Here is a 21,504-nt window from a genome sequence, read left to right as displayed (position 1 = left end):
CAAGGATAGCGGATGGTTGGGCTGGAATCTGTGTACGGCTGGAAATCGCTGCCCCCCCAAGGGGGCGAGGGGGAATGGGAGCCGATTTGCGTGATTTTCAGAACTTGAGTTCGACTCGGTATTTCACGTCGGCGTAACTTTCAAGATCACCTCGGTCAGTCCCCTCTCCCTCTGGGCGGTCCGACGTTTCGGGAGGGCTAGGGTGAGGGCTGAAACTGAAGGAACACAGCAAGCAGCCCCACCGCAACTACTCCTTCGGCACAACGTTATCCAGCACTCGATTAACCGCCAACTCCCCCAACATCACCACCTGCGCAATCCCAAGCAACGTGTTGCGGTTCGGCCCCTCCAGCAACCCGGCAAAATCACCGAGCATGACCGTGGCCGAGGCCAACGACTCGCAGGCATTGACCAGTAACGACTCAGTGTCGGCTTGCGGGTTGACCATGAACATCACGCTGGGCGTGTAGGGCGTGGCCATGATTCTGGCGGTGGGCGCTGTCGTGAGCATCAGTTGATACCCCCGGCTTGCGGGATGCGCTGGTTATCCAGCACGCGATTGGCCAGCAACTCACTGAGCATGATGACCTGCTGCAACACCAGCATCGCTTTGCGCTGTGAAGGATCGATCGTACTGGCGATGTCGCGGGCCATGTCCGTGGCGGACGACAGCGTTTCGCATGCTTCGACGAGTAGGGTTTCGTCGTCCACTGTTGGGTTGACCAGGAAGATTCGGCCGGGCTTGCGTGAAGGTTTGGATGTCTTGTGTGTGGCAGGATCGAGGTAGAGGTTGATTGCTCGTTCTGTGGCCGTTTTTATGTTTTCGGCTTCGAGTTCGGGGTCGTAGGGGATTGGATCGGTGTGCGGTGGGTTTGGTGTGGCTTTGAACATAGATGTAACTCCTATCGCAGAAATTTAGGAGCCATCACCCTCGCTACCAAACGATGGGTGGCGGCCATACGCGGGTTGGTAGACCGGCTGCAATAGGAACCCGGCGCTCACGGATGAGCCCCACGCATGACCACCATAAAACCGAGCCCCAAGAAGAGGGACTGCATACGGTGTTGCCATACAGCTATTACAGACGGGCTACCAAACCCGATCACTGTTTTTCAGTGACCGGGAAACGATATAGCCCGCCTCAAAGCCGCACAAGCCGGCGGATTCTGGCGTACGCGTAGGCAACGGCGCAAGGTGTTGTAGCCTTTATGGCGTAACGGTTCGTGTAAGTTAAACGCGCTGGGCGAGTTGTGTTTATTGCTTGCTGCAATGTTAGGGTGAGGGCCGTTCCACCGCGACACTCGCAGGCGCCTGCCCCGGCAACACAATGCTGCCCAAATCAATATGCTTCCACTCAGGCTTCGCCCCCAGCCGCGCGTTAAACCGGTAGTTGAACGTAAAATCATCCGCCGTCGCCACGCTCAGCGGTTTGCCATACACCGCCTCAATTCCCGCCAGGTTGTAGCCCATCAACTGCAACAGCGTCGGAAAAATGTTGTAGTGGCTGGAGCGATCCTTGTTCGCCGCCAGTTGCGCCGACCAGTCCAGCGTCTGCAATTGATCGCCCTGAATCACCACCAGCGGCACCAAACCCTCCTCCTCCACCGGATCGCCACCGCAATGGGTATTCAGCCCGGGATTGCCGCGTTCGTGCAGATCCTGGCCATGATCCGAGGTGTAGATCAGCAACGCGTTATTCAGATTGGCCTGCGCAAATACCCGCGAGAAAAACTCGCCGACGTTCCATAACAGCGTGTTTTTGTAGGCGTTGCGATACAGCACCCAGTCATCCGGTTGACCGTTGAAACCATCGCGCTTGCCGGTGTCGGCGATTTCGACAAACTGCCCGCGCGGCAAGGTCGGACGGTAGGCCATGAATGCGTCGGGGTATTTATCGTGCACCGGAAAATGCGCACCGACCTTGTTGATCAGCACCAACTCGGGTTTGCCGTCGTTGAGCAGTTCGATCAACTTGGCAGCGGCGGCCATGTCGCGCTCGCGCACGCTGGTCTGGTCGAATTGCACAAATTCGTCGATGTCCTTTTTCTCGGCATCGTTCATCAGGTTCTGCAGATTGCCGCCGGTGCGCTGGGCATCGATATACACCGTGCGCAGGCCAGCCTGTCTGGCGTACTGCCAGATCGACGGCAGCGTGCTGTTGATGCGCATGTAATCGGCGCGGGTGCCGCCGTAGCGCAGCGTGACGTTGGTGTCTGCACTGCAATTGGCGATGGACGCGGCGTAACCGTAGTTGAAGACTGCAACGCCGGGCTGCGGCTGTTTAAGGTTGCTGTGCACGCCAAACGGCGCGTTGATATCCAGATAGTTGCCGGAAATGCTCTCGTCGATGATCAACACGATGTCGTGATCGATTGCCGGCCCGGTGCGCGCCAGCTTCACCGGCTCGCGCGGGCCAACCGTGTTGTGCAGCGCCTCGTAGGAAAACAGGTTCAGATACGCCAGCGGCGTGTACATGATCGGCAGTCCGCGTGCGCCCTCCCCGGCGCGCATGAACAGCACTGCGCTGAGCAGCAGAACCCCGCAGATCGGCGCCGCCACGCGCAAGGCATTCGGCACCGGCATCGAATGCCGTGGTTTGAGGCCGATGCCAAACAACAGCAGCAAGCCGCTGAGCACCCCGTGGATGATCGCGTCGCGATACTGGTAGATCGCTTCCTGGATAAAACCGCCGGAATAGACCAGCGAAACAAAGCTGCTGTAGGTCAGATAGTCGGTAGTGACCCGCGTATAAACATCAAAAAATACTGCAGAGGCGCACATCGCCAATGCGAATAAATGCCGAATGAAAGTCTGACGTATATAGGCCGTTAGTAATAATGCGAAAGTCAGCGCCAAAAACATCGCGCCAAAAAGTAGTACTGCCAGTCCGATCCCCAAGGCGTTTAAACGCTCTAGGTAATATTCGAAATAAAGCAGCAGATAAATAACTAAAAGCAGTTCTTTCAAATATCGAAACATGGCGATTCCATGGCGTGCCCGACGGCGCTTGGTCAATAGTTTGTCGGCCAAAAACTGACACTAGCACCGGGTCTTTAAAGCGCAAGAAATGCCGGACTTTTGCTGAAAGCGTCAAAAAAACGTTGACTCAAATCTGACACACACAAGTTGCTAAAAGGCTTGTATTTATTGGTTAGCGACCGTTTATCGTTTAGTTGTAAATGTGAAAAACCCGTCAAAACCGCGGCAAACGCAGATACAGCAAGCACTTGATGGCCAATAGCCCCGGAAACAGGCCGTGTTATACATCTGCAACATGTCATTTTGCTGACACGCTTTTCCAACCCTGCGCTATACCCCTTTTGACAGTTCAATTTTGATCTTCTTCCACCGTCTTACGAGGCACGCCAATATGGACGTGAGCGTATTTGGTACGGGCTATGTTGGCCTGATACAAGCGGCAGCACTTGCCGACGTCGGACATCGCGTGTTGTGCGTCGATATAGACTCGAACAAGATTAAACAACTGCAACAAGCGGTGCCGCCAATTAGCGAGCCAGGTTTATCCAGCACTCTGGAAGAAAACATCAAGGCCGGGCGCTTGTTGTTCAGCACCCAGGCCAGCGATGCGGTGGAGCATGCCGAACTGATTTTCATCGCCGTCGGCACACCCGCCGACGAAGACGGCTCTGCCGACCTCAGCCATGTGCTGAATGTGGCGCGGCAAATCGCCAGTTTCATGGAAGCTGATCGCACGCTGATCATCAAATCCACCGTGCCGGTCGGCACGGCAGATCAGGTGCGCGACGCAGCCGTTGCAGAATTGCAGCAGCGCGGCAAAAGCGCGTTGAACGTGCGCGTGGTTTCCAACCCGGAATTTCTCAAGGAAGGCAGCGCCCTCGCCGACTGCATGCGCCCGGACCGGATCATCGTCGGCACCGACGACGCCGCGGCTCGCGAGCAGATGAGCGAGCTGTACGCGCCGTTCTGCCGCAACCACGAAAAACTCATGTTCATGGACAACCGCAGCGCCGAGCTGACCAAGTACGCGGCCAATGCGATGCTCGCCACCCGCATCAGTTTCATGAACGAACTGGCCAACCTCACCGAACTGCTCGGCGCCGACATCGAAGCGGTGCGCAAAGGCATCGGTTCCGATCCGCGCATCGGCTACCACTTCATCTACCCCGGTTGCGGCTTCGGCGGTTCGTGCTTCCCCAAGGATCTGCGTGCCCTGCTGCACACCGCCGAACACAACGGCATGCCGCTGAAATTGCTGCGCAGCGTCACCGACGTCAATGACAGTCAGCGGCACATCCTGTTCAGCAAACTCAAAGCGCAGTTCCCGCAAGGTCTGGCCGGCAAATCCATTGCGATCTGGGGCCTGGCGTTCAAACCGAACACTGATGACATGCGCGAAGCACCAAGTCGTTATCTGATGGATGCATTGTGGGCCGAAGGCGCCAGCGTGCAGGCCTATGATCCGGAAGCCATGTCCGAATGCCGACGCATCTACGGCTATCGCAACGATCTGCACCTGTGCGCCACCCGTGATGACACGCTGGAAGATGCCGACGCGCTGGTGATCTGCACCGAGTGGAAAAACTTCCGCGTGGTGGATTTCGAATTGCTCGCCGACAAGCTGCGCTCCAAGGTCATCGTCGACGGCCGCAACCTGTACAACCCGGAGCAAGTGGCTGCCGCCGGCCTGCACTACAGCGGCATCGGCCTGCGCCACATCGCGCCCGAAGGTCTGCGGCCATGAAGATTCTGGTCACCGGTGCTGCCGGATTCATTGGTGCTCATTGCGTGTTGCGGCTGATCCGCGACGGGCATCAGGTGCTCGGGCTGGATAATTTCAACAGCTACTACGACCCGCAGCTCAAGCATGATCGCGTGACCTGGGTGCGGGGCGAGGTCGGCGATTTCCAGTTGCAAACGGTTGACCTGGCCGACGCTTCGGCCCTCGCCGCACTGTTCGCCGAACAACGTCCGCAAGTAGTGATCCACCTCGCGGCGCAAGCCGGGGTGCGTTACTCGCTGGAGAATCCACGGGCGTATCTGGACAGCAATCTCAGCGGTTTTCTGAACATTCTCGAGTGCTGTCGTCAGCACCCGGTCGAGCATCTGATCTACGCCTCATCGAGTTCGGTGTACGGCGCCAACCAGAGCACCCCGTACTCGGTGCAGGACAGCGTCAACCATCCACTGTCGCTGTACGCCGCGACCAAAAAAGCCAATGAACTGATGGCGCACAGTTACAGCCATCTGTTCGGCATTCCTTGCACCGGCCTGCGCTTTTTCACCGTGTACGGGCCGTGGGGCCGGCCGGACATGTCGCCGATCCAGTTTGCCAAAGCGATCAGCGAGGGCCAGCCGTTGCAGCTGTTCAACTACGGCGAGCATCAGCGCGATTTCACTTACATCGACGACATCATCGAAAGCATTGCACGGCTGATCGAGCGTGCACCGCAGGCCAATCCGCAGTGGAACCGTGAACAGCCAGACCCCGCCAGCAGCATGGCGCCGTGGCGGTTGTTCAACATTGGCGGCCAGCATCCGGTGGAACTGAAAACCTATCTCGCGCTGATCGAAAAACACCTCGGTCAGCAAGCCGTGGTCGAGCTGCTGCCATTGCAGCCGGGCGATGTCCTCAACACTTGCGCCGACGCCAGCGACTTGGCCCAGGCCACCGGTTTTCAGCCCCGGATAGAGCTGGACGATGGTCTCGGGCGCTTCATCGCCTGGTTCCGCGATTACTACCCGACTGCCTCTCGCCCACGCGCCGCTCGCGGCTGACCACCAGTGGAGGATTACCCCATGACTGGACATGAACAAGGTTTAGCGATTCAACAGCTGCGCCGTGACAAGCGTCTGGATCCCGAGCAACGCATGCGCCTCGACGCTGCCATTCATCGCCAGGGTCGCGGTTGGTTCACCGGCCGCGACGGTGGTCGGCCATGGCAACTGTCGCGCACCAATCGCGTGGTGGCGTGCCTCGGCGCACTGATGATTCTGCTGCTGATCTCGCCACTGTTGATCGGCCTCGCACTGGCAATCAAATTCACCAGCAAAGGCCCGGTGATGTTCGTGCAGAAACGCACCGGCTATCGCGGGCGCAAGTTCGGCATGTACAAGTTCCGCACCATGGTCGCCAACGCCGAAGACTTGAAAGAATCGCTGCGCCACCTGAACAAGCACGGTGCCGATGCCATCGATTTCAAGATCGACCAAGACCCACGAATCACCGGTATCGGCGGCTTCCTGCGCCGTACCAGCCTCGACGAACTGCCCAACCTGATCAATGTGATCAGCGGCGACATGCGTCTGGTCGGCCCGCGTCCGACCTCGTTCAACGCCTATCGCTACAAGGACAGTCACCTCGCACGCCTGAGCATCTACCCCGGCATGACCGGCCTTTGGCAGATCTCGGGGCGCAGCAATATCGACTTCGACCAGCGCGTTGAGTTGGACCTCAGCTACATCGCCGAGCAGAGCCTTTTGCTTGATCTGAAGATTCTGTTGAAAACCCCCTTCAAAGTATTCAGCGGCCACGGAGCAAGCTAATGGACGGTTCAACCAACAAAAGCCTGAGCATCGCCAGCCCCAGCGAATCGAACCTGACCTCGACCGTGCTGGATCTCGATCTGCGGATCCTGTTCCTGACCGCTGCCAACCCCGGCGCCGGCACCACCACCAGCGCCCTCGCGCTCGCTGCGCAACTGGCGCAGATGAGCAGCGGCCAGGTGTTGCTGGTGGATGCCAGCCAGTCGGCGAACAACCTCACCCAGCAACTGAACCTGAGCAAAGAGCGCGGTTTTCGCGATTTGTTGTTCAGCGCCGACAGCCCGCCGCTGTTGCAGGACTGCGTGGTGCAGGTGTCGAGCCTGCCGTTCCACGTGCTGCCCAACGGCCGGCCGATCCGCACCATGGAACACCTGACCGCCGAACGCCTCGGACCGCTGCTCGATCAGTTGGGCAGCCAGTACCGCTTTGTGGTGATCGACGGCGATGCGGTGTACTCAGCCGCCGACACGCTGGTGCTGAGTACGCAAGTGGACGGCGTCGTGTTTGTGGTGCGCGCCGAAGACACGCGCTGGGAAGTCGCCCAGGCCGCCGTGCAACGGCTGACGCAAGCCGGGGCCAAAGTGGTCGGCAGCGTGTTCAACCGGCGCAAGTACTACATGCCCAAATGGCTCTACAAAAACCTGTAAGCAACCGCGAAGGATGACGCCATGAACGCCAAAATACTTGTCCTGCTGTTGCTGCCGCTTGCAGGCTGCTCCAGCAATACCGAGACCCGCAATATGCCGGTGAATATCCTCACCGCTACACCGGCCAACGCGCAGGCCAGCGACATGCCGAAAATCGAGCAGACCCTGCGCCCCAAGGATGTGCTGGATGTGATCTTCCACATCAGCACCAGCGGCTCGGACGCTTATCGCGTGCAGTCGGGTGACCAGATCGGCCTGAATTTCACCGCCGCCAGCCAGCTCAACGGCAATCAACTGGTGCTGCCGGACGGCACCATCGAACTGCCGGGCGCCAACACGTCGGTGAAAATTGCCGGCCTGACCAGCGATGAAGCGCGCCAGGAAATCCAGCGCGTCTATCAACGCAAACAATTGTTCCAGCCCAACCGCAATCAGCTATCGGTGCAAATCCTCAGCCCGTTGAGCAACGAACAGAATCTCAAAAGTGCCCTCAACCACCCCGCCACCGGCATGAGCCGCGAGATCACCGTGGGCACTGACGGCTACGCAAGCTTCCCGGAAATCGGTGCCGTGCCGATGCAGGGCATGACCGTCAATCAACTGGAAGCCTTCCTCAACAGCAGGTACGCGCAATTGCCGGGGCGGATGACCGTCGATGTGCTGCTCAAATCCACTGCCGGCAACGAGATCTACGTATTGGGCGAAGTCGCGCAACCCGGCTCCTACCCGATCCGCCGTCCGGTTTCGGTGCTTGAAGCACTGACCCTCGCCCGCGGCACCAACGTCAAGGCGCGGCTCGATTCGGTGGTGATCATGCGCCGCAATGGCAATCAGGTGCAGGCAATGAATTACGACGTCGAGAAAGCGTTGTCGGGTGAGGCACCGCAAATCGCCTACCTGCAACCGGACGACATGCTCTACGTGCCAAAAACCAAATTGGCCAGCGCCGGCGAACTCGCCCGGCAACTGGCCGACGTGGTGCTGTTTCAGGGCGTGGGGTTCAGCTTCGGCTACCGCGTCGACAACAAAGGCAGTGACAACTGACTCTCAGGTGACAACCATGAATCCGAAGGAAAACTACCTGCATGAGTTCTTCAGGATCTTCTTCGCCAACAAGCAACTGGTGAAGCGTGTCTTCCTGATCTTTGCAGTGATCGCGCTGGTGCTGCCGCTGTTGCTCAAACAGAGCTTCGATATCACCGCGCAGGTGATCGTGCAGTCGAAAAAACTCTCCCAGGGCGATGCGACCACCTCGCTGACCCAGGACAACGCCACGTTCATTCCGCCGTCACTGGCGGACATGGAAACCGAAAGCAACATCCTGCGTTCGCCGGCCCTGATTCGCCAGACCATCAGCGACCTGCGCGACAGAGGCGAATACACCCCGGCGCCGGGCATGTTCAGCAAACTGCTTGGCGAACCGTTCAAACGCTATGTCAGCTCGCCGCTGCGCGAATACGTGGTCAACCCGCTACGCAGCACGCTGGGCATGGAAACCGATCCGGTGCGTGACACGGTGCTCGACGGCCTGACTCAGGAAGCCATCGACAATCTGAAGATCGAAACCCTGCCGGGTTCCAATGTGATCTCGATTGTCTACAGCTTCCCTGACCCGGCCCAAGGCACGACGTTTGTCGCAGCCCTGCTGCAAAACTATCTGGTCAGCCGTCAGGCGCTGCAATCGATCGAGCTGCCGCACTCGTTCTATGAAACCAAGAAGCATCAGTACCAGGTGCGCCTCGACGGCCTGGAAGGCGCTCGACTGAGCTTGCTGGAAGGCGTCGGTTCGGCTGACCCGAAAGAGGAAATTACCTTCCGCCTCAACGCGATCAATACCGAGGAGCAGGCACTCAATCTGTCCCGCGACCGCTTGCTGCAAAGCCAGCGCTGGCTCGAGTACCTGAAAACCAGCCTCGCCGCTGCCAACAGCAACAAACTCAATGACTACACCTTCCCCTTCACCTTCACCACCACCGTGGACAACATCGCGTTCGAAGATCGCGAGATCAGGCAGATGGGCGAGCAACTGACCACGCTGGTCAGCCGCTACATGAATGATCTGGCAGTGTTCCAGCCCGGCAGTGAACCAATGTTGCTGACCCGCGAGCAAATCGCCCGCGCTCGCCAGCAATTCCTCAAAGTGGTCAACAACCGGATTCAGGAACGCGCTGTCGATCTGTCGGTGATCAGCCAGGTGATCGAGCAAAAAACCGCGCGCATTGCCGAGTTCAAGGAGCGCATTCATCAACTGCAGCAAACCCAGAGCAAACTGCGGCAGATGGACACCGAGATCGGCGCCCTGCACGCCGCATTCTCGACCTACGCGCAACGCTTTGCCGAAAGCAGTACCACCCGTTCCCTGGACAATGACCTGTCCAACGCCCGGGTGTTGAGCCCACCGTTCGAACCGACCGAAGCAGCGTTCCCGAAACCCATGTTGATCATTCCGTTCGGCATGCTGACCGGCCTGCTGCTGGCGATCGCTTTCGTCTACGTGCGCGAGTTCTTCGATCATCGCTTCAAACATCCGGCACAAATCAGTCACGAACTCGACCTGCCGGTGCTGTTGGTGATCAACGAGCAACAGGCCCTGCCAGGCAATCCGCACAAGAGCTGGACGGTGCCAAGCTTCGTGCACTGGGTGCGCAATTGAGCATGTCGCCCACCCCGGGGACCGCCCTGCCGATCATTCATTTGCTCAGCAGCGGCGGCTTCTATGGGGCCGAGCGCATGTTGCTGGATCATTGCCTGGCGACGCCGGGGCAGCATCAAGTGCTGTTTCTCGATGCGCCGCCAGAATTGATCGCGCGCTTTCGCGAGGCTGGGGTCGATGCGCAAGGTTGCGCCGGATTAAGCATGTTGTTGGGGCAATTGCGTCAGCGGCGTGGCGAAAAACCTTTGATCAATACGCACAATTTCAAAGGGCTGTTGTTCGGGTGGGTAGGCGCGACGTTGTGGCGCCTGCCACTGGTGATCACTCAGCACGGTTTCACCCCGCGCAGCCGCAAGCAGAAGTTCTACACCTGGCTGAGCCTGCAACTGTGCCGCACCGCCTCGGTGGATCGAGTGGTGTGCGTGGCCGAGAGCATTGCCGCGATTCACCGTCAGGCCAGCGTACGCGCCGACAAGCTGCAAGTGATTCCCAACGGCTTGCCGGCCGGCGCGCGGATGACCCCGGATGTTGATCGGCAACGCTACGTCGCCGGTTACGTTGGCCGTTTGAGCAGCGAGAAAGGCCCGGACCTGTTCCTCGACGCGCTGATCCCGCTGTGTCTGCAACACGCGCAACTCGACGCAGTGATGCTCGGCGACGGCCCGGAACGCGAGACCTTGCAGGCACGGATCAACGCCGCAGGACTGCAACAGCGTATTCGTTTGCCGGGTTATCAGACCGACATGCGCCGCTGGTGGCAGCGCCTCGATGCGCTGGTGATCAGCTCGCGCACCGAGGGCACGCCAATGATTCTGCTCGAAGCGATGCAGGCCGGTGTGCCGGTGGTGGCCTTCGCGGTGGGCGGGATTCCCGACGTACTGGAAAACCGGCACAGCGGCTTGCTCGCCGCACCCGCCGACAGCGTTGCCCTCGCCCGCCAGCTCGACACCTTGCTGAGCGAGTCGGGCCTGGCGCGGCAACTGACCGACAACGCCAAACGCACGCAACAGGATCGCTACGACCTCAAGGCCCTGGCTGAACGCTGGTCGCAGCTGTACATCCGCACGGCACGGGAGGCACGCGCATGATTTTCCCGCTCTCGATAGTCAGTCTGCTCGCAGTGGTCTGCATGGCGCTGCTGGTCAGTCCTTATCCCTATCTGGCGCCGGGTGCGGTGCTCGGTCTGGTCGGTGTCGCGGTGCTGTACCGCAAGCCGAGCTGGGGCCTGCTGGGCATTGCCGCGCTGGTGCCGTTCGAGGGCTTTTTCAAGGACAGCGCGTTTTCCGGCAGCAAATTCCTCGGTGCGTCGCTGGCGCTGATCCTGATGTTGCAACTGGCGCTGCACCAGATCCCGTCGGAACGCCTGCGCAGCAATATCTGGCGTTACCTGTTCGGGTTCATGGCGCTGTATTTGCTGAGCATGCTGACCACCGACAACATGGGCATGTCGATCACTCACCTGCGTGAGCTCAGCGTCGGCCTGATTCTGTTCGGGATCACCCTGCTGATCGGCCGCGAATTGAACCTCGACCTGTTCGCACGACTCGTGACCTTAAGCGTCAGCGCGACCTGCGCCATGGCGATGTTTTCCAGCAAATTCCAGGACAAGGGTCGCGCCGCCGGCCTGCTTGAAGACCCGAATGCCTTCGCCCTGCTGATCGCCTTCGCCGTGCCGCTGGGCCTGCTGCTGGTGATCCGCAGCCCGAACCTGCTGCATCGCTTGTTCTGGGGCGCCTGCTGCCTGTTGTTGCTGGGCGGCATGACCAAAACCGAATCGCGCTCCGGGCTGGTGGTACTGGCCTTGAGTCTGGCCATCGGCGCCTGGCACTACCGCTCTCAGCTGTCGCACATCCGCCCACGGCATCTGGGTTTTGCCATGTTGGGCGCAGCCATCGTGCTTCCACTGGCGATCTACGCGATGCCGGCCGGTTACCTGGCACGCATCCAGTCGCTGAGTATCTTGAGCGCCGGGGCCAAGGCGCAGGACGAATCCCTTGGCCGCCGCGCTTCGTACATCGTGGTGGGCAGCCAGATCATCCGTGACAATCCGCTGCTCGGCTCCGGCCCCGGCACCTTCCCGCTGCACTACGCGACCACCGGTTACGCCAAGGCGTTTTCCGCCAACCGCAAGATCGGCGACCTGTACCGTCGCGCGCACAACACCTATCTGGAAATCTTCAGCGAATTGGGGATTCCCGCCGGTTTGCTGTTTGTCGGCATGCTCCTCCAGGGGTTCTACAACCTGATACGCGCACGCCGCGCATGGCTGGAGCGCCGAGAGTGGCAGCAAGCAGACTTGATCACTCACCTGGGGATGAGTTTTGTGGCGCTGACATTGTTCCTGATGTTCCTCAGCGCGCCGAATCTGAAGTACCTGTGGATCATGCTCGCGCTGACCTGTGTCCTGCGTCTGAAGGCCGAACAAGCGCCGCAGACGGAGGCCAGGGCATGAGCCGGATCAGCATCGTCATCCCGATGTACAACGAGGCCCGGCACATTGGTCGCACCTTGTTGGCCGCGCAGAAAGCCGCGAATGCCGCGAATATCGACTGCGAGTTGATCGTGGTGGATAACGGCTCCAGCGATGAAGGGCCGCAGATTGCGCGCAGCTTCGGCGCGCAAGTGTTGGTCATGCCCGGCCTGCTGATCGGCGCCTTACGCAACCGTGGCGCGAGCGTGGCCAGCGGTGAATGGCTGGCGTTCATCGACGCCGACATCGAGATGCCCGAGGACTGGCTGACCCAACTGCTCGACCTCGAAGCCCAGGCTCAGGGCGACGTATTCGGCCTCGACCTGCACACCCCCGCCGCCGCGCCGTGGTTCGCAACGGCCTGGCAACGGCGCATGCTGCGGCCGTCAAATCAAGCCACTCGTAGCGTGGACTGGTTGCCCAGCGCCAATCTGCTGCTGCGCAAACGCTGGTTCGACGACGTCGGCGGTTTCAACGAAACCCTGCGCACCGGTGAGGACAAGGAATACACCCTGCGCCTGAGCAAACACGGGGCGCGACTGTTGTCGGTGAACAAAAGCGTGGCCCTGCATTGGGGCTACGAGATGAACTGGCGCGAATGGATGGGCAAGGAACTCTGGCGCCAAGGCAGTCACCTGCAGTTGCTGCGCACCCATGGTGTGAGCCTGCGACTGCTGCGTTTTCCGCTGCTGTCGCTGCTGGTCTGGGTGCTGGATTTTCTGGCGATTGTTGCACTGCTGGTCGGCCAGGTGCAGCACGCGATGATCATGCTGATGCTGACCCTGCTGCCAAGTCTGCTGCTGAGCGTGCGGCAGAGCAGCAAGCATCACAACATCCGCCTGACCCTTCAGCTGTGGGGCCTGCACTGGTTGCGCCTGCACCTGGCCAGCGCGGCATTCATTCTAAATGTGTGTCATTGGAACGCCAGGAGGCCTGCCCGTGGCTGAGTTCATTTACTGGATGTGCCTGTTGCTGCCGGTGTACGCCTACCTCGGCTATCCGCTGCTGCTGAGCGTGCTCGCCCCCCTGTTCCCGGCGTGGCGCCACACTCCGGCGCCGCCGCTGAACGTCAGCATCGTGATCGCCGCGCACAACGAAGCGCGGCATATCGAGCACAAATTGCGCACGCTGCTGGCGCAGGATTATCAGCCAGCATCGCTGCAAATCATTCTGGCCAGCGACGGTTCCACCGATGACACCGTGGCTTGCGCGCACAAGATTGTCGATCCGCGCATCACCGTGCTCGACCTGCCGCGCCAGGGCAAAGCCGCCACCCTGAATGCCGGCGTGGCGTTGAGCACCGGGGACATTCTGGTGTTCACCGATGCCGACAACCAATGGTCACGCGACACCCTCGGCCACTTGCTCGCGCCGTTGAATGACCCGCAGGTCGGCGCCTGCGCCGGGCACATGGTGATCCCGGTCACCGGTGGCGGTTTGAGCGTCGGCGACAGTCTGTATCGGCATTACGAAGGCTGGTTGCGCCGGGTGGAAAATCGCACCGGTTGCATGGTCTCGGCCGACGGTGCCCTGCTCGCCCTGCGCCGTGAGCTGTTTGAAAACGTTCCGGCGGAGGTCAACGACGATTTCTTCATCAGCACCTGCGCGCCGATCAAATTCAAACGCATCGTGTATGTGCCCGAAGCCCAGGTGATCGACCAGGGCGTCGATGAAGCGGACAAACAATTTCGCCGTCGTCAGCGGGTCACCGTTGGCGGTTTGCAAAGCCTGGCGCAACGCAGCGAACTGCTCAATCCGCTCAAACATGGTCTGTATTCGCTGGCGCTGATCAGCCACAAGTTGATCCGCCGACTGGCACCGGTGCTGCTGGTGCCGCTGCTGCTGAGCAATTTCTGGCTGTGGAACGAGCACGGTTTCTATCGCCTGAGCCTGATCGCGCAACTGTTCGGCTACGCCATCGCAATTGCCGGGCTGCTGGATTCGCAACACCGCTTACCCAAACCGTTTCGCCTCGCGGCGTTCCTGCTGGTGACGTTGGCTGGCATGAGCATCGGCCTGTGGCAGTTCCTGCGCGGCCAGCGTTACGCCCAGTGGAATCCTGAACAAAACCGTTGAGAGGACGCATGCCATGGCGATCAAACAGCTGATAAAACGCACCAGCGGCTGGCTCTATCTCAACTCGTCCGTGGGACGTAATCAGTTGCACGGTGCAGGCGTGATCCTGATGCTGCACCGGGTGCTGGCCACCGACCGCGCCGCCGACCTGCCGCACCGTAATGAATTGTGTGTCGGCCCGAAAGCCTTCGAACATCTGTTGGTGTGGCTGCGCAAGCATTTCGATTGCGTGCCGCTGATGGAAATCCTTCAGCCAAATGCGTTGCGCACCGAGCGTCCGCAAGTGGCGCTGACCTTCGATGACGGCTGGCGCGACAACGCGGTCAACGCCTTCCCGCTGCTGCAAAAACATCAGGTCCCGGCGAGCATTTTCCTGTCCACCGACTTCATCGGCAGCCGCCAGCGGTTCTGGTGGGAAAGCCTCGGTGAAACCCTGTGGAACAGCCACGGCGAAAAAGCCCGGATGCATCTGATCGAATGTCTGCGGTCCATCGGTCGACCGCTGCCGGTGCTGGTGGATGACATCGATGTGCAGCGGCGCAGCCTGGCGCTTTTGCATTACCTGCAAGGCCTAAAGGAACTCGACCCGAAGATCCTCGAACGGCTGACCGATGAATGCCCGCAAGAGTCATTGCCGCAAGCACTCGACTGGCATCAGGTGCGTGCGCTGGAAGCCTCCGGGCTGGTGCGTTTCGGCCCGCACGGTGCCAGCCATGCGATCCTCACCGGCCTTGACGATACGCGGCTGAACCAGGAAATCAGCCGCAGCCGCGAGGCCTTGCACAATGGCTGCAACCGGCCGTTGCCGGTGTATTGCTACCCCAACGGCGACAGCGATGAGCGGGTCCGCGAGCAGGTCGCCAATCACGATTACCCATTTGCCCTCGGCACCGCCACCGGCCTCTATCGCGGCGCCGGCGATCCGTTGGATCTGCCGCGCTTCGGCGTCAGCCAGCGCACCGCGCGCAATCCCGAGTTGCTGTCGCTGCGCATCTTTCGCGGGGCGCGACCATGAGCCGAGGCAACTATCTCAAGCATCTGGCGCTGAGCATGGGCACCAAACTGGCGATGATCGCCTTGCGCCTGCTGAGGAATGTGCTGCTGGCGCGGATTCTCGGCCCCAGCGAACGCGGGTTATTCGCGCTGCTCAGCACCTTGCCGGATCTGATCAGCGCGGCCACCAGTGGCGGCTTGAATTCGGCGGTCGGTTATCAGGCGGCCCAGCAACGGCCGATGGGTTTACTGCTGGCACAGGTGCTGGTGTTCGGTTGCTTGCTGGCGGGATTGTTGACCTTGCTGGTGGTGGCACTGGCGCGCGAGTTCGGCAGTGAACTCGATGTGACGGTGCAACTCGGCTTGCTCGCGTGGCTATTGCTGTTGGCGGTACCGCTGACGGTTTTGAAAAGCGGTTTGCTGACGCTGCACAATGCCTCCGGTGGCGTGGTCGCGTTCAACGTTTTGCGCCTGGTGGAATCACTCGCGCCGCTGCTGCTGTTTCTCGCGCTGTTCTGGATGTGGAAAGAAGCGGCGCTGGAAGCCGCGCTGATCAGTTGGCTGGCCGGTATCAGTCTGGTGGTGCTGGTCGGCTGGATGTGGCTCAAACGCGCGCAGCCGTTGCAACTGCAATGGGATCGCGCCAGTCAGAACGAACTGCTGCGTTTCAGTGCGCGCAGTCATCCGGATCTGCTGTTCCAGCAAGTGATTCTGCGCTCGGATTATCTGTTCATCGGCGCCCTGCTCGGCAGCACCGCGCTCGGTCATTACGCGATGGCCAGCGCCGCTGCTGAACTGCTGCTGATCGTCCCGGAAGCAGTGACCACGCCGCTGATGAAACGCTTGCTGCAACAGGACAAAGGCATGGATAAGGTCACGCCGCTCGCGCTGCGCCTGACCGCAACCGTGATGCTCGGCGCCTGCATCAGCATGGCGGTGATCGGTGAATGGCTGATCGTCACGCTGTTCGGCGTCGCCTACCAACCCGCTTATCCGGCGCTGCTCGCATTGCTGCCGGGGCTGCTCGGCCTGTGCTACGCGAGCATTCTGCGACTGGATCTGATCGGCAAGAATCGCCCCGGCACGGTGTCGTTGCTGATGGGCCTCGGAGCGCTGCTCAACCTGGCTTTGAATCTGATTCTGATCCCGACTTACGGGATTGTCGGCGCAGCAGCGGCTTCGTCGATTGCTTATCTGGCGGTGACCGTCGCCATGCTGGTGCTCTATTGCAGATTGAGCGGCGTGGCGTTCTGGCAAACCCTGATCATCCTACCCAGCGATATCAGCCCGATGCTGTCGATGCTGCAACGCAGGAAAGCCGCATGAATCGCCTGGCCCTGTTGTTCGGTCTCGGCCTGTCGCTGGACGCCTTCGCGGCGTCGATGCAGTGGGGCGACATTCGCGACGGCAGCCTGTATCTGCAAGCCGATCGCCCGGACACGGTGACTGTGCGCTGGGTGCCGGCGTGGCAGGCCGAGGCCAACGAAGAGCATCTGTATCTGCTCGACGGTCAGGGCAAATTACACGGCGAGCGGCTGATCAAGGCCAGCGAAACCCGGGGCAGCCAGAGCTGGCCGCTGGCGCCCGGCGCGGCGAGTTATCAGTTGGAGATTCCCGGCTACAGCTTTCGCAGTTACCGCGTCGAACATGACGCGGCAACCGTAGCGCTGTTCGCACCGGCCAAGGTGCATTTCAGCGCCGAAACGCGCAAGGGTGATGAACTGTTTTTCAAGGTTGCGCCAGGCGAACACGCGGTGCTCGCCGGCAAGTTCCACGGCGGCGTCAGCGCTCTGCAAGCGCAGCGAGTGGGCGATGGGCAACAGTTGTCATTGGCGCTGAAACCCTATCGCGCCTATTGGCAGTTCGATCAAGTGGCGTTGCCGGTCAGCGACAAGGAGCAAGTCTGGCGCCTGCGTCTGCAAGGCAGCGGCAAAGCAGCGTTCTGGCTCGACGGCACGGCGAATCTTTTTGCGCAGAATCCGCAACAGCTCAAACCCTTGCGCGCAGATCCGGGGCAGACGCGTCTGACCCTGCACGACAAAGTCCTCGGCCGCACGCCGGATCTGGGAATCGCACTGCCCTACCTCGTGCCGCCGCCGGCCAGCCATGCCGCGCTTGATGCGTTGAAACCGAGCGCCGCGAGTTACTACAGCTTCGTTGACGTCATGGCGAAGGACCCACACTTCGAAGACGCTTTTCGTCAGCTCTATCAGAATCGCTTCGGCATTCACCAAGACATCACCCTGCTCGCTGGCACCCAGCGTAAGGCCGATCTGCGCGCTGACGTGCAAAGCAACAGCGGCCTCGACGCCTGGCTCGCCGGCACCCGCGCTTTGGGCGGTAAAGGCACGCATTACATCGGGTTCGCCGACGAGCCGAATCTCAACTATTCCAGCTACGAGCAATATCAGTCGATTTTCAACAGCATGGCGCGCCAGGTTCGCAGCGACCCGGCCAATGCCAAGGCTGGCGTGCGTATCGCGATGCCCGCCAGTTCGCGGCTGGTCAACGGGCCGTTCACCGAGAACGCGGCGGACAAACGCGGCATTGATTGGGCGCGGCGTCTTCTCAGTGAATCCGCCGATCAGGTCGATGCCTTGGCCTGGCACGAATGGATGATTCGCGATTTGCTGGCGACCCGTGTCTATCGCGACAGCGTGCGCCGCGCCGCTGATCTGGTGGGGCTGGACGCCAACGGTCAGCCGCGTAAAGCCTTGTTGCTGGACCAGACCAACCTGTCCAGTGGCTCGGCCCTGAGCCCCTACGATCAGGAAACCCATTACACCTCGCTGTGGTGGACGTCGGTGGTGATCAACGCCTCCCAGGACGGCCTGCTGAGCATGCTCAACTGGTTTCAGGCCGCCGACGAACCGCCTTACGGCAAAGGCATGGTCCGCGTGCTGGACAACGGGCGCGTCGAACTGAAACCGGTGGGCCTGGCTCAGCAGTTCATCCAGCAACACTGGCTCAAACGCGTGTTGCAACTGGACAACGACGCCTTTGAAGTCGATGTGCTGGCCATGGCCAACGACAAGCAGCGCAGTCTGCTGGGTGTGAACAAAGGCACGCGGTTGCAGCGTGTCGATCTGAAAGGCGCCGGCTGCCCGTTGAACAACGCTGCGCTGCACTACTTCGGCGCCGACAGTCGCAGCCGTGAAGCTCCGTTTGTCTGTGAAAACGGGCGCGTGCGTTTCGAATTGCCGGGGCAAACCCTGTTTGCCCTGAACTGGAGCGCTTCGTGAACCGCCCTTTGATGTTCTGCCCCGCGAGCCTCTTGCTGCGCGCGGCACCCTCATCAGGAAAAAAACCATGAATGTATTGCAAAAACTCAGCGGACATATCCGTCGTAAAGGCCTGCGAGCGACCTTGAGCAAGATCCGCAGAATGTACATTTTTGCCCATCAGGAACTGTTGTGGATGGAGCGCGATCTGGTCAGTCCCGTGCCGCCACACAGCCTCAAACCCTACCCGCCGCTGCGCGTAATGAACATCACCGCAGACAACGCCAGCGCCTTCACCCGTTACTTCGGTGACCGTGTCGGCGTCATGGCCGAGCTGGCCAGTGAAGGTCACACCGGGCATATGCATGTCGACGAGCAAGGCGATGCCGTGGCGTTTATCTGGGGCTCGGTGCGCGATTATCTTGATCGGCATCACTACGGTTGCCGGTTCCCGGTGAAACCCGGCGAGTTCTTCGAATTCGGTGGCGAAATGACCCGCGCCTACTGGGGTACCGAATTGTCAGTCGATGTGCAACTGCGCTTGTGGAAAGCCATGGCCGTGAAAGGTTGCCGCAAAGTGGTCGATGTCTGTGAGTCGACAAACATCCCGGCACTCAAGCTGCACCTGCGCATGGGCTATACCGAACAACAGCGGGTCATGAATATCTACACGCTGTTCGGCCGCTGGCGCTTCTACCGCGAAACCCGCTATAGCGGTTCGCGCCTGGCGGCGCTGGGTGCATCTTCCCGTCCACCTGTCAAAGCAACGGCGGCCTGAACCTATGGTGATGCGATTCGAATGGCGCGCGACCCTGTGCGCTGCCGACTTCCCGGCAACAGCCTACGAGGCACTGCGCCTGCGTGTGGCCGACCACACGCCGTTCAACCACCTTGGCTGGTTGTGCGCGGCAGAACAGTCCCTGAGCGAGGATCAGCGCCTGCACGTTCTGCTCGGCTGGGACGCAGAGCAATTGCAGCTGTGCCTGCCACTGGTGGCCAGCCGCGAACGCTTCGCTGGCGTGCCGTTTCGCGTTTTGCATCACTTGGGTTATCCGCTGGCCGATCGTCTGGCCCTGCTGTCGTTGCTCGACAGCGAAGACATGCACAAGGCGCTGGTGCTGATCCGTGAGCGTCTGCCCCATGCGCTGCTGCAACTCAACGAACTGTCGGAACCTGCCGGGGAAGAAAGTGCGCTCACCGAATGGATGGCGCGCAGTTCCACTGCTGAACGACGCCTGAGTTGCCGGGTGCCGGTGCATCTGATCAGCGACGCCGATCATCAGGAGGTCTCCGGCGACCCGCGCTACAAGCTGCGTCGGGCGCGCAAACGGATTGCCGCATGCGGTGCGCAGATACGCCGGATCACCCCGGATGCACTGAGCATGGGCGCCTTGCTGCAGGCCATCAGCAAAGTCGAAGCGGTGAGCTGGAAAGGCGATGAAGGCGTGGGGATTTTCGCCACGCCGCGCAGCCGCCAATGGATCGAACGCGCCTTCACCGCTCTCGCCGGCCAAGGCCTGGTGCGGGTCGTGACGCTGGAACTGGACGGCCGCTGCATCAGTTACCGGTTAGGTCTGCTGGAGCAGGGCCGACTCTACGACTACAACCTGGCGTTCTTGCCGCAGCATGCGGATCTGGGCAGCGGTCGCGTGCTGCTGGATGAGTGGATTCGCTGGGGGCTGGACGAGCAATGGCGCTGGATCGATGCGTCGCGGGTCAGCCTGGATAACTCCAGCCATCAACTTCACGAACGCATGACCGGGCAACTGGAGCACTGGCGCTGGAGCTTTTACTCGTGGCGCCCCAGCGGCTTGCTGCTGGGCCTGGGGTTACGCCTTTGGCACCGCGTCAAACCGGCCCTGCAAAAATGGCGCGCACAGCGTGCCGGCAACTCGACAGCGGCGAACACATCCGAAACTCAACCGGCAACACCATCCACAACACCATCCACAACACCTGGGCTAGCGCCTCGGAGGGCATCATGAAAATCATCGAAAACCTGCTTCTGCGCATCAGAGAAAAAGGCCTGCGCCGCACCCTTGGCGCGCTGTGGAAACGTTACGTATTCGCTCACCGTGAATTGCTGTGGATGGAGCGCGATCTGGTCACGCCGATCGCCCCACACAATCTGCGCCCCTGTGAAGGTTTGCGCAGAGTCGACATCACCGAGGAAAACGCCAAGGCATTCGGCAAGTACTTTGGTGACCGCGTGCAGACCATGGCCGAGTTGGCCGCGGAAGGGCATACAGGGCAAATGCACCTGGACGAGGACGGTCACACCGTCGGGTTCGTCTGGGCCAGCGCTCGCGACTATTACGACCGCCACTTCTACCGCTGCACGTTCCCGGTCAAACCCGGTGAATACTTTCAGTTCGGTGCCGAAATTACCCGACAGTATTTCGGCAGTAGCTTGACCGTCGATGCGCAGGTCGCACTTTGGCAAGTCATGGATGCCCGAGGCTTCAAAAAAGTGGTGGATATCTGCGACAACGCCAACGTACAGGCCCTGAAGATGCATATGCGCCTGGGCTATCAGGAACAAGGGCGTATCACCCATGTTTACGACCTGTTCGGGCACTGGCGTTTCTTCCGCGAAACCCGTTACAGCGATTCGAGACTGGAGGCACTGCGCAAGCCGGAAAGACCAGTGGTCACGGCGGCGGCGCAGGCTTGATTCAAGGCCAGGATATGTGGCGGCCTTAGCGCCGCCATCGTCGGAACGCCGCCCGGGGCAAGCCCGCTCCCACAGGATTTTGTGATGCCATCGATATCTGTGTGCGACACAAAAACCTGTGGGAGCCTGGCTTGCCAGCGATGAGCATTGGTATCTACACATCTAAGTTCTTCGGCTGGCCATCCAGCCGATGGCTTCTTTAGCAAAAGCCGCCAGCTCCTCTGGGGTGTGTTGCTCCAACGTCT

General features: G+C 60.5%; 18 protein-coding genes and 1 pseudogene. 16 read left to right on the top strand and 3 right to left on the bottom strand.

The features are described from left to right. Window positions 1–247: 247 nt before the first annotated feature. From ACP7BN_RS27065 to ACP7BN_RS27055, 3 genes and pseudogenes are all read right to left on the bottom strand, one after another. Window positions 248–490, bottom strand: a pseudogene (locus ACP7BN_RS27065) (DUF6124 family protein); the annotation flags it as partial. 20 nt (window positions 491–510) lie between these two features. Then, a complete protein-coding gene (locus tag ACP7BN_RS27060; RefSeq protein WP_420648766.1) occupies window positions 511–891 on the bottom strand; it encodes a DUF6124 family protein in 381 nt (126 codons plus the stop codon). 381 nt (window positions 892–1,272) lie between these two features. Then, complete coding sequence (locus tag ACP7BN_RS27055) at window positions 1,273–2,979, bottom strand: sulfatase-like hydrolase/transferase (protein ID WP_426206862.1); 1,707 nt, start codon at window positions 2,977–2,979, stop codon at window positions 1,273–1,275. Window positions 2,980–3,370: 391 nt separating this feature from the next. Between ACP7BN_RS27055 and ACP7BN_RS27050 the strand changes: the two genes are divergently transcribed. The 16 genes from ACP7BN_RS27050 (at window position 3,371) to ACP7BN_RS26975 (ending at window position 21,259) form a co-directional block, all read left to right on the top strand. Continuing rightward, on the top strand, window positions 3,371–4,723 hold the full coding sequence (locus ACP7BN_RS27050) for a UDP-glucose dehydrogenase family protein (protein WP_426206861.1): 1,353 nt from the start codon (window positions 3,371–3,373) through the stop codon (window positions 4,721–4,723). Beyond that, entirely contained in the window at window positions 4,720–5,757 is a 1,038-nt protein-coding gene (locus ACP7BN_RS27045) for an NAD-dependent epimerase/dehydratase family protein (protein ID WP_426206860.1), read from the top strand. The genes ACP7BN_RS27050 and ACP7BN_RS27045 overlap by 4 nt, the downstream gene beginning before the upstream one ends. A gap of 21 nt (window positions 5,758–5,778) precedes the next feature. Beyond that, complete coding sequence (locus ACP7BN_RS27040; RefSeq protein ID WP_420649538.1) at window positions 5,779–6,525, top strand: sugar transferase; 747 nt, start codon at window positions 5,779–5,781, stop codon at window positions 6,523–6,525. Continuing rightward, complete coding sequence (locus ACP7BN_RS27035; protein WP_420649539.1) at window positions 6,525–7,172, top strand: CpsD/CapB family tyrosine-protein kinase; 648 nt, start codon at window positions 6,525–6,527, stop codon at window positions 7,170–7,172. The genes ACP7BN_RS27040 and ACP7BN_RS27035 overlap by 1 nt, the downstream gene beginning before the upstream one ends. A 21-nt stretch (window positions 7,173–7,193) precedes the next feature. Then, window positions 7,194–8,216 carry a polysaccharide biosynthesis/export family protein gene (locus ACP7BN_RS27030; RefSeq protein WP_426206857.1) on the top strand — a complete coding sequence of 341 codons (1,023 nt, stop codon included), beginning with the start codon at window positions 7,194–7,196 and terminating at the stop codon, window positions 8,214–8,216. A 16-nt stretch (window positions 8,217–8,232) separates the two neighbouring features. Then, on the top strand, window positions 8,233–9,825 hold the full coding sequence (locus tag ACP7BN_RS27025) for a GumC family protein (RefSeq protein ID WP_426206856.1): 1,593 nt from the start codon (window positions 8,233–8,235) through the stop codon (window positions 9,823–9,825). Window positions 9,826–9,827: 2 nt separating this feature from the next. Beyond that, window positions 9,828–10,913 carry a glycosyltransferase gene (locus ACP7BN_RS27020; protein ID WP_426206855.1) on the top strand — a complete coding sequence of 362 codons (1,086 nt, stop codon included), beginning with the start codon at window positions 9,828–9,830 and terminating at the stop codon, window positions 10,911–10,913. Then, a complete protein-coding gene (locus tag ACP7BN_RS27015; RefSeq protein ID WP_426206854.1) occupies window positions 10,910–12,277 on the top strand; it encodes an O-antigen ligase family protein in 1,368 nt (455 codons plus the stop codon). The genes ACP7BN_RS27020 and ACP7BN_RS27015 overlap by 4 nt, the downstream gene beginning before the upstream one ends. After that, window positions 12,274–13,242 carry a glycosyltransferase gene (locus tag ACP7BN_RS27010; RefSeq protein ID WP_426206853.1) on the top strand — a complete coding sequence of 323 codons (969 nt, stop codon included), beginning with the start codon at window positions 12,274–12,276 and terminating at the stop codon, window positions 13,240–13,242. Before ACP7BN_RS27015 ends, ACP7BN_RS27010 begins: the two co-directional genes overlap by 4 nt. Continuing rightward, the gene (locus ACP7BN_RS27005) at window positions 13,235–14,371 is read left to right on the top strand and encodes a glycosyltransferase family 2 protein (RefSeq protein ID WP_426206852.1); all 1,137 of its coding nucleotides are present in this window, start codon (window positions 13,235–13,237) and stop codon (window positions 14,369–14,371) included. The genes ACP7BN_RS27010 and ACP7BN_RS27005 overlap by 8 nt, the downstream gene beginning before the upstream one ends. A gap of 13 nt (window positions 14,372–14,384) precedes the next feature. Then, entirely contained in the window at window positions 14,385–15,386 is a 1,002-nt protein-coding gene (locus tag ACP7BN_RS27000) for a polysaccharide deacetylase family protein (RefSeq protein WP_426206850.1), read from the top strand. After that, complete coding sequence (locus ACP7BN_RS26995; RefSeq protein WP_426206849.1) at window positions 15,383–16,690, top strand: lipopolysaccharide biosynthesis protein; 1,308 nt, start codon at window positions 15,383–15,385, stop codon at window positions 16,688–16,690. Before ACP7BN_RS27000 ends, ACP7BN_RS26995 begins: the two co-directional genes overlap by 4 nt. Further along, on the top strand, window positions 16,687–18,606 hold the full coding sequence (locus tag ACP7BN_RS26990; protein ID WP_426206848.1) for a hypothetical protein: 1,920 nt from the start codon (window positions 16,687–16,689) through the stop codon (window positions 18,604–18,606). The genes ACP7BN_RS26995 and ACP7BN_RS26990 overlap by 4 nt, the downstream gene beginning before the upstream one ends. Before the next feature lie 67 nt (window positions 18,607–18,673). Beyond that, the gene (locus ACP7BN_RS26985; RefSeq protein ID WP_426206847.1) at window positions 18,674–19,363 is read left to right on the top strand and encodes an N-acetyltransferase; all 690 of its coding nucleotides are present in this window, start codon (window positions 18,674–18,676) and stop codon (window positions 19,361–19,363) included. Window positions 19,364–19,367: 4 nt separating this feature from the next. Then, the gene (locus ACP7BN_RS26980) at window positions 19,368–20,570 is read left to right on the top strand and encodes a GNAT family N-acetyltransferase (protein WP_426206845.1); all 1,203 of its coding nucleotides are present in this window, start codon (window positions 19,368–19,370) and stop codon (window positions 20,568–20,570) included. Further along, the gene (locus ACP7BN_RS26975; protein WP_426206843.1) at window positions 20,567–21,259 is read left to right on the top strand and encodes an N-acetyltransferase; all 693 of its coding nucleotides are present in this window, start codon (window positions 20,567–20,569) and stop codon (window positions 21,257–21,259) included. Before ACP7BN_RS26980 ends, ACP7BN_RS26975 begins: the two co-directional genes overlap by 4 nt. Window positions 21,260–21,504: the final 245 nt, after the last annotated feature.

The organism is Pseudomonas sp. TWP3-1 (assembly GCF_049896625.1).
Lineage (GTDB): Bacteria > Pseudomonadota > Gammaproteobacteria > Pseudomonadales > Pseudomonadaceae > Aquipseudomonas.
Note: the sequence above shows the minus strand (reverse complement) of the source record. Positions and strands in the feature narration are given on the sequence as shown.

What these genes read in the sequence shown, in the direction of transcription:
- ACP7BN_RS27060 (WP_420648766.1), bottom strand. Translation starts at nt 891, where the DNA reads ATGTTCAAAGCCACACCAAACCCACCGCACACCGATCCAATCCCCTAC.
- ACP7BN_RS27055 (WP_426206862.1), bottom strand. Translation starts at nt 2,979, where the DNA reads ATGTTTCGATATTTGAAAGAACTGCTTTTAGTTATTTATCTGCTGCTT.
- ACP7BN_RS27050 (WP_426206861.1), top strand. Translation starts at nt 3,371, where the DNA reads ATGGACGTGAGCGTATTTGGTACGGGCTATGTTGGCCTGATACAAGCG.
- ACP7BN_RS27045 (WP_426206860.1), top strand. Translation starts at nt 4,720, where the DNA reads ATGAAGATTCTGGTCACCGGTGCTGCCGGATTCATTGGTGCTCATTGC.
- ACP7BN_RS27040 (WP_420649538.1), top strand. Translation starts at nt 5,779, where the DNA reads ATGACTGGACATGAACAAGGTTTAGCGATTCAACAGCTGCGCCGTGAC.
- ACP7BN_RS27035 (WP_420649539.1), top strand. Translation starts at nt 6,525, where the DNA reads ATGGACGGTTCAACCAACAAAAGCCTGAGCATCGCCAGCCCCAGCGAA.
- ACP7BN_RS27030 (WP_426206857.1), top strand. Translation starts at nt 7,194, where the DNA reads ATGAACGCCAAAATACTTGTCCTGCTGTTGCTGCCGCTTGCAGGCTGC.
- ACP7BN_RS27025 (WP_426206856.1), top strand. Translation starts at nt 8,233, where the DNA reads ATGAATCCGAAGGAAAACTACCTGCATGAGTTCTTCAGGATCTTCTTC.
- ACP7BN_RS27020 (WP_426206855.1), top strand. Translation starts at nt 9,828, where the DNA reads ATGTCGCCCACCCCGGGGACCGCCCTGCCGATCATTCATTTGCTCAGC.
- ACP7BN_RS27015 (WP_426206854.1), top strand. Translation starts at nt 10,910, where the DNA reads ATGATTTTCCCGCTCTCGATAGTCAGTCTGCTCGCAGTGGTCTGCATG.
- ACP7BN_RS27010 (WP_426206853.1), top strand. Translation starts at nt 12,274, where the DNA reads ATGAGCCGGATCAGCATCGTCATCCCGATGTACAACGAGGCCCGGCAC.
- ACP7BN_RS27000 (WP_426206850.1), top strand. Translation starts at nt 14,385, where the DNA reads ATGGCGATCAAACAGCTGATAAAACGCACCAGCGGCTGGCTCTATCTC.
- ACP7BN_RS26995 (WP_426206849.1), top strand. Translation starts at nt 15,383, where the DNA reads ATGAGCCGAGGCAACTATCTCAAGCATCTGGCGCTGAGCATGGGCACC.
- ACP7BN_RS26990 (WP_426206848.1), top strand. Translation starts at nt 16,687, where the DNA reads ATGAATCGCCTGGCCCTGTTGTTCGGTCTCGGCCTGTCGCTGGACGCC.
- ACP7BN_RS26985 (WP_426206847.1), top strand. Translation starts at nt 18,674, where the DNA reads ATGAATGTATTGCAAAAACTCAGCGGACATATCCGTCGTAAAGGCCTG.
- ACP7BN_RS26980 (WP_426206845.1), top strand. Translation starts at nt 19,368, where the DNA reads ATGGTGATGCGATTCGAATGGCGCGCGACCCTGTGCGCTGCCGACTTC.
- ACP7BN_RS26975 (WP_426206843.1), top strand. Translation starts at nt 20,567, where the DNA reads ATGAAAATCATCGAAAACCTGCTTCTGCGCATCAGAGAAAAAGGCCTG.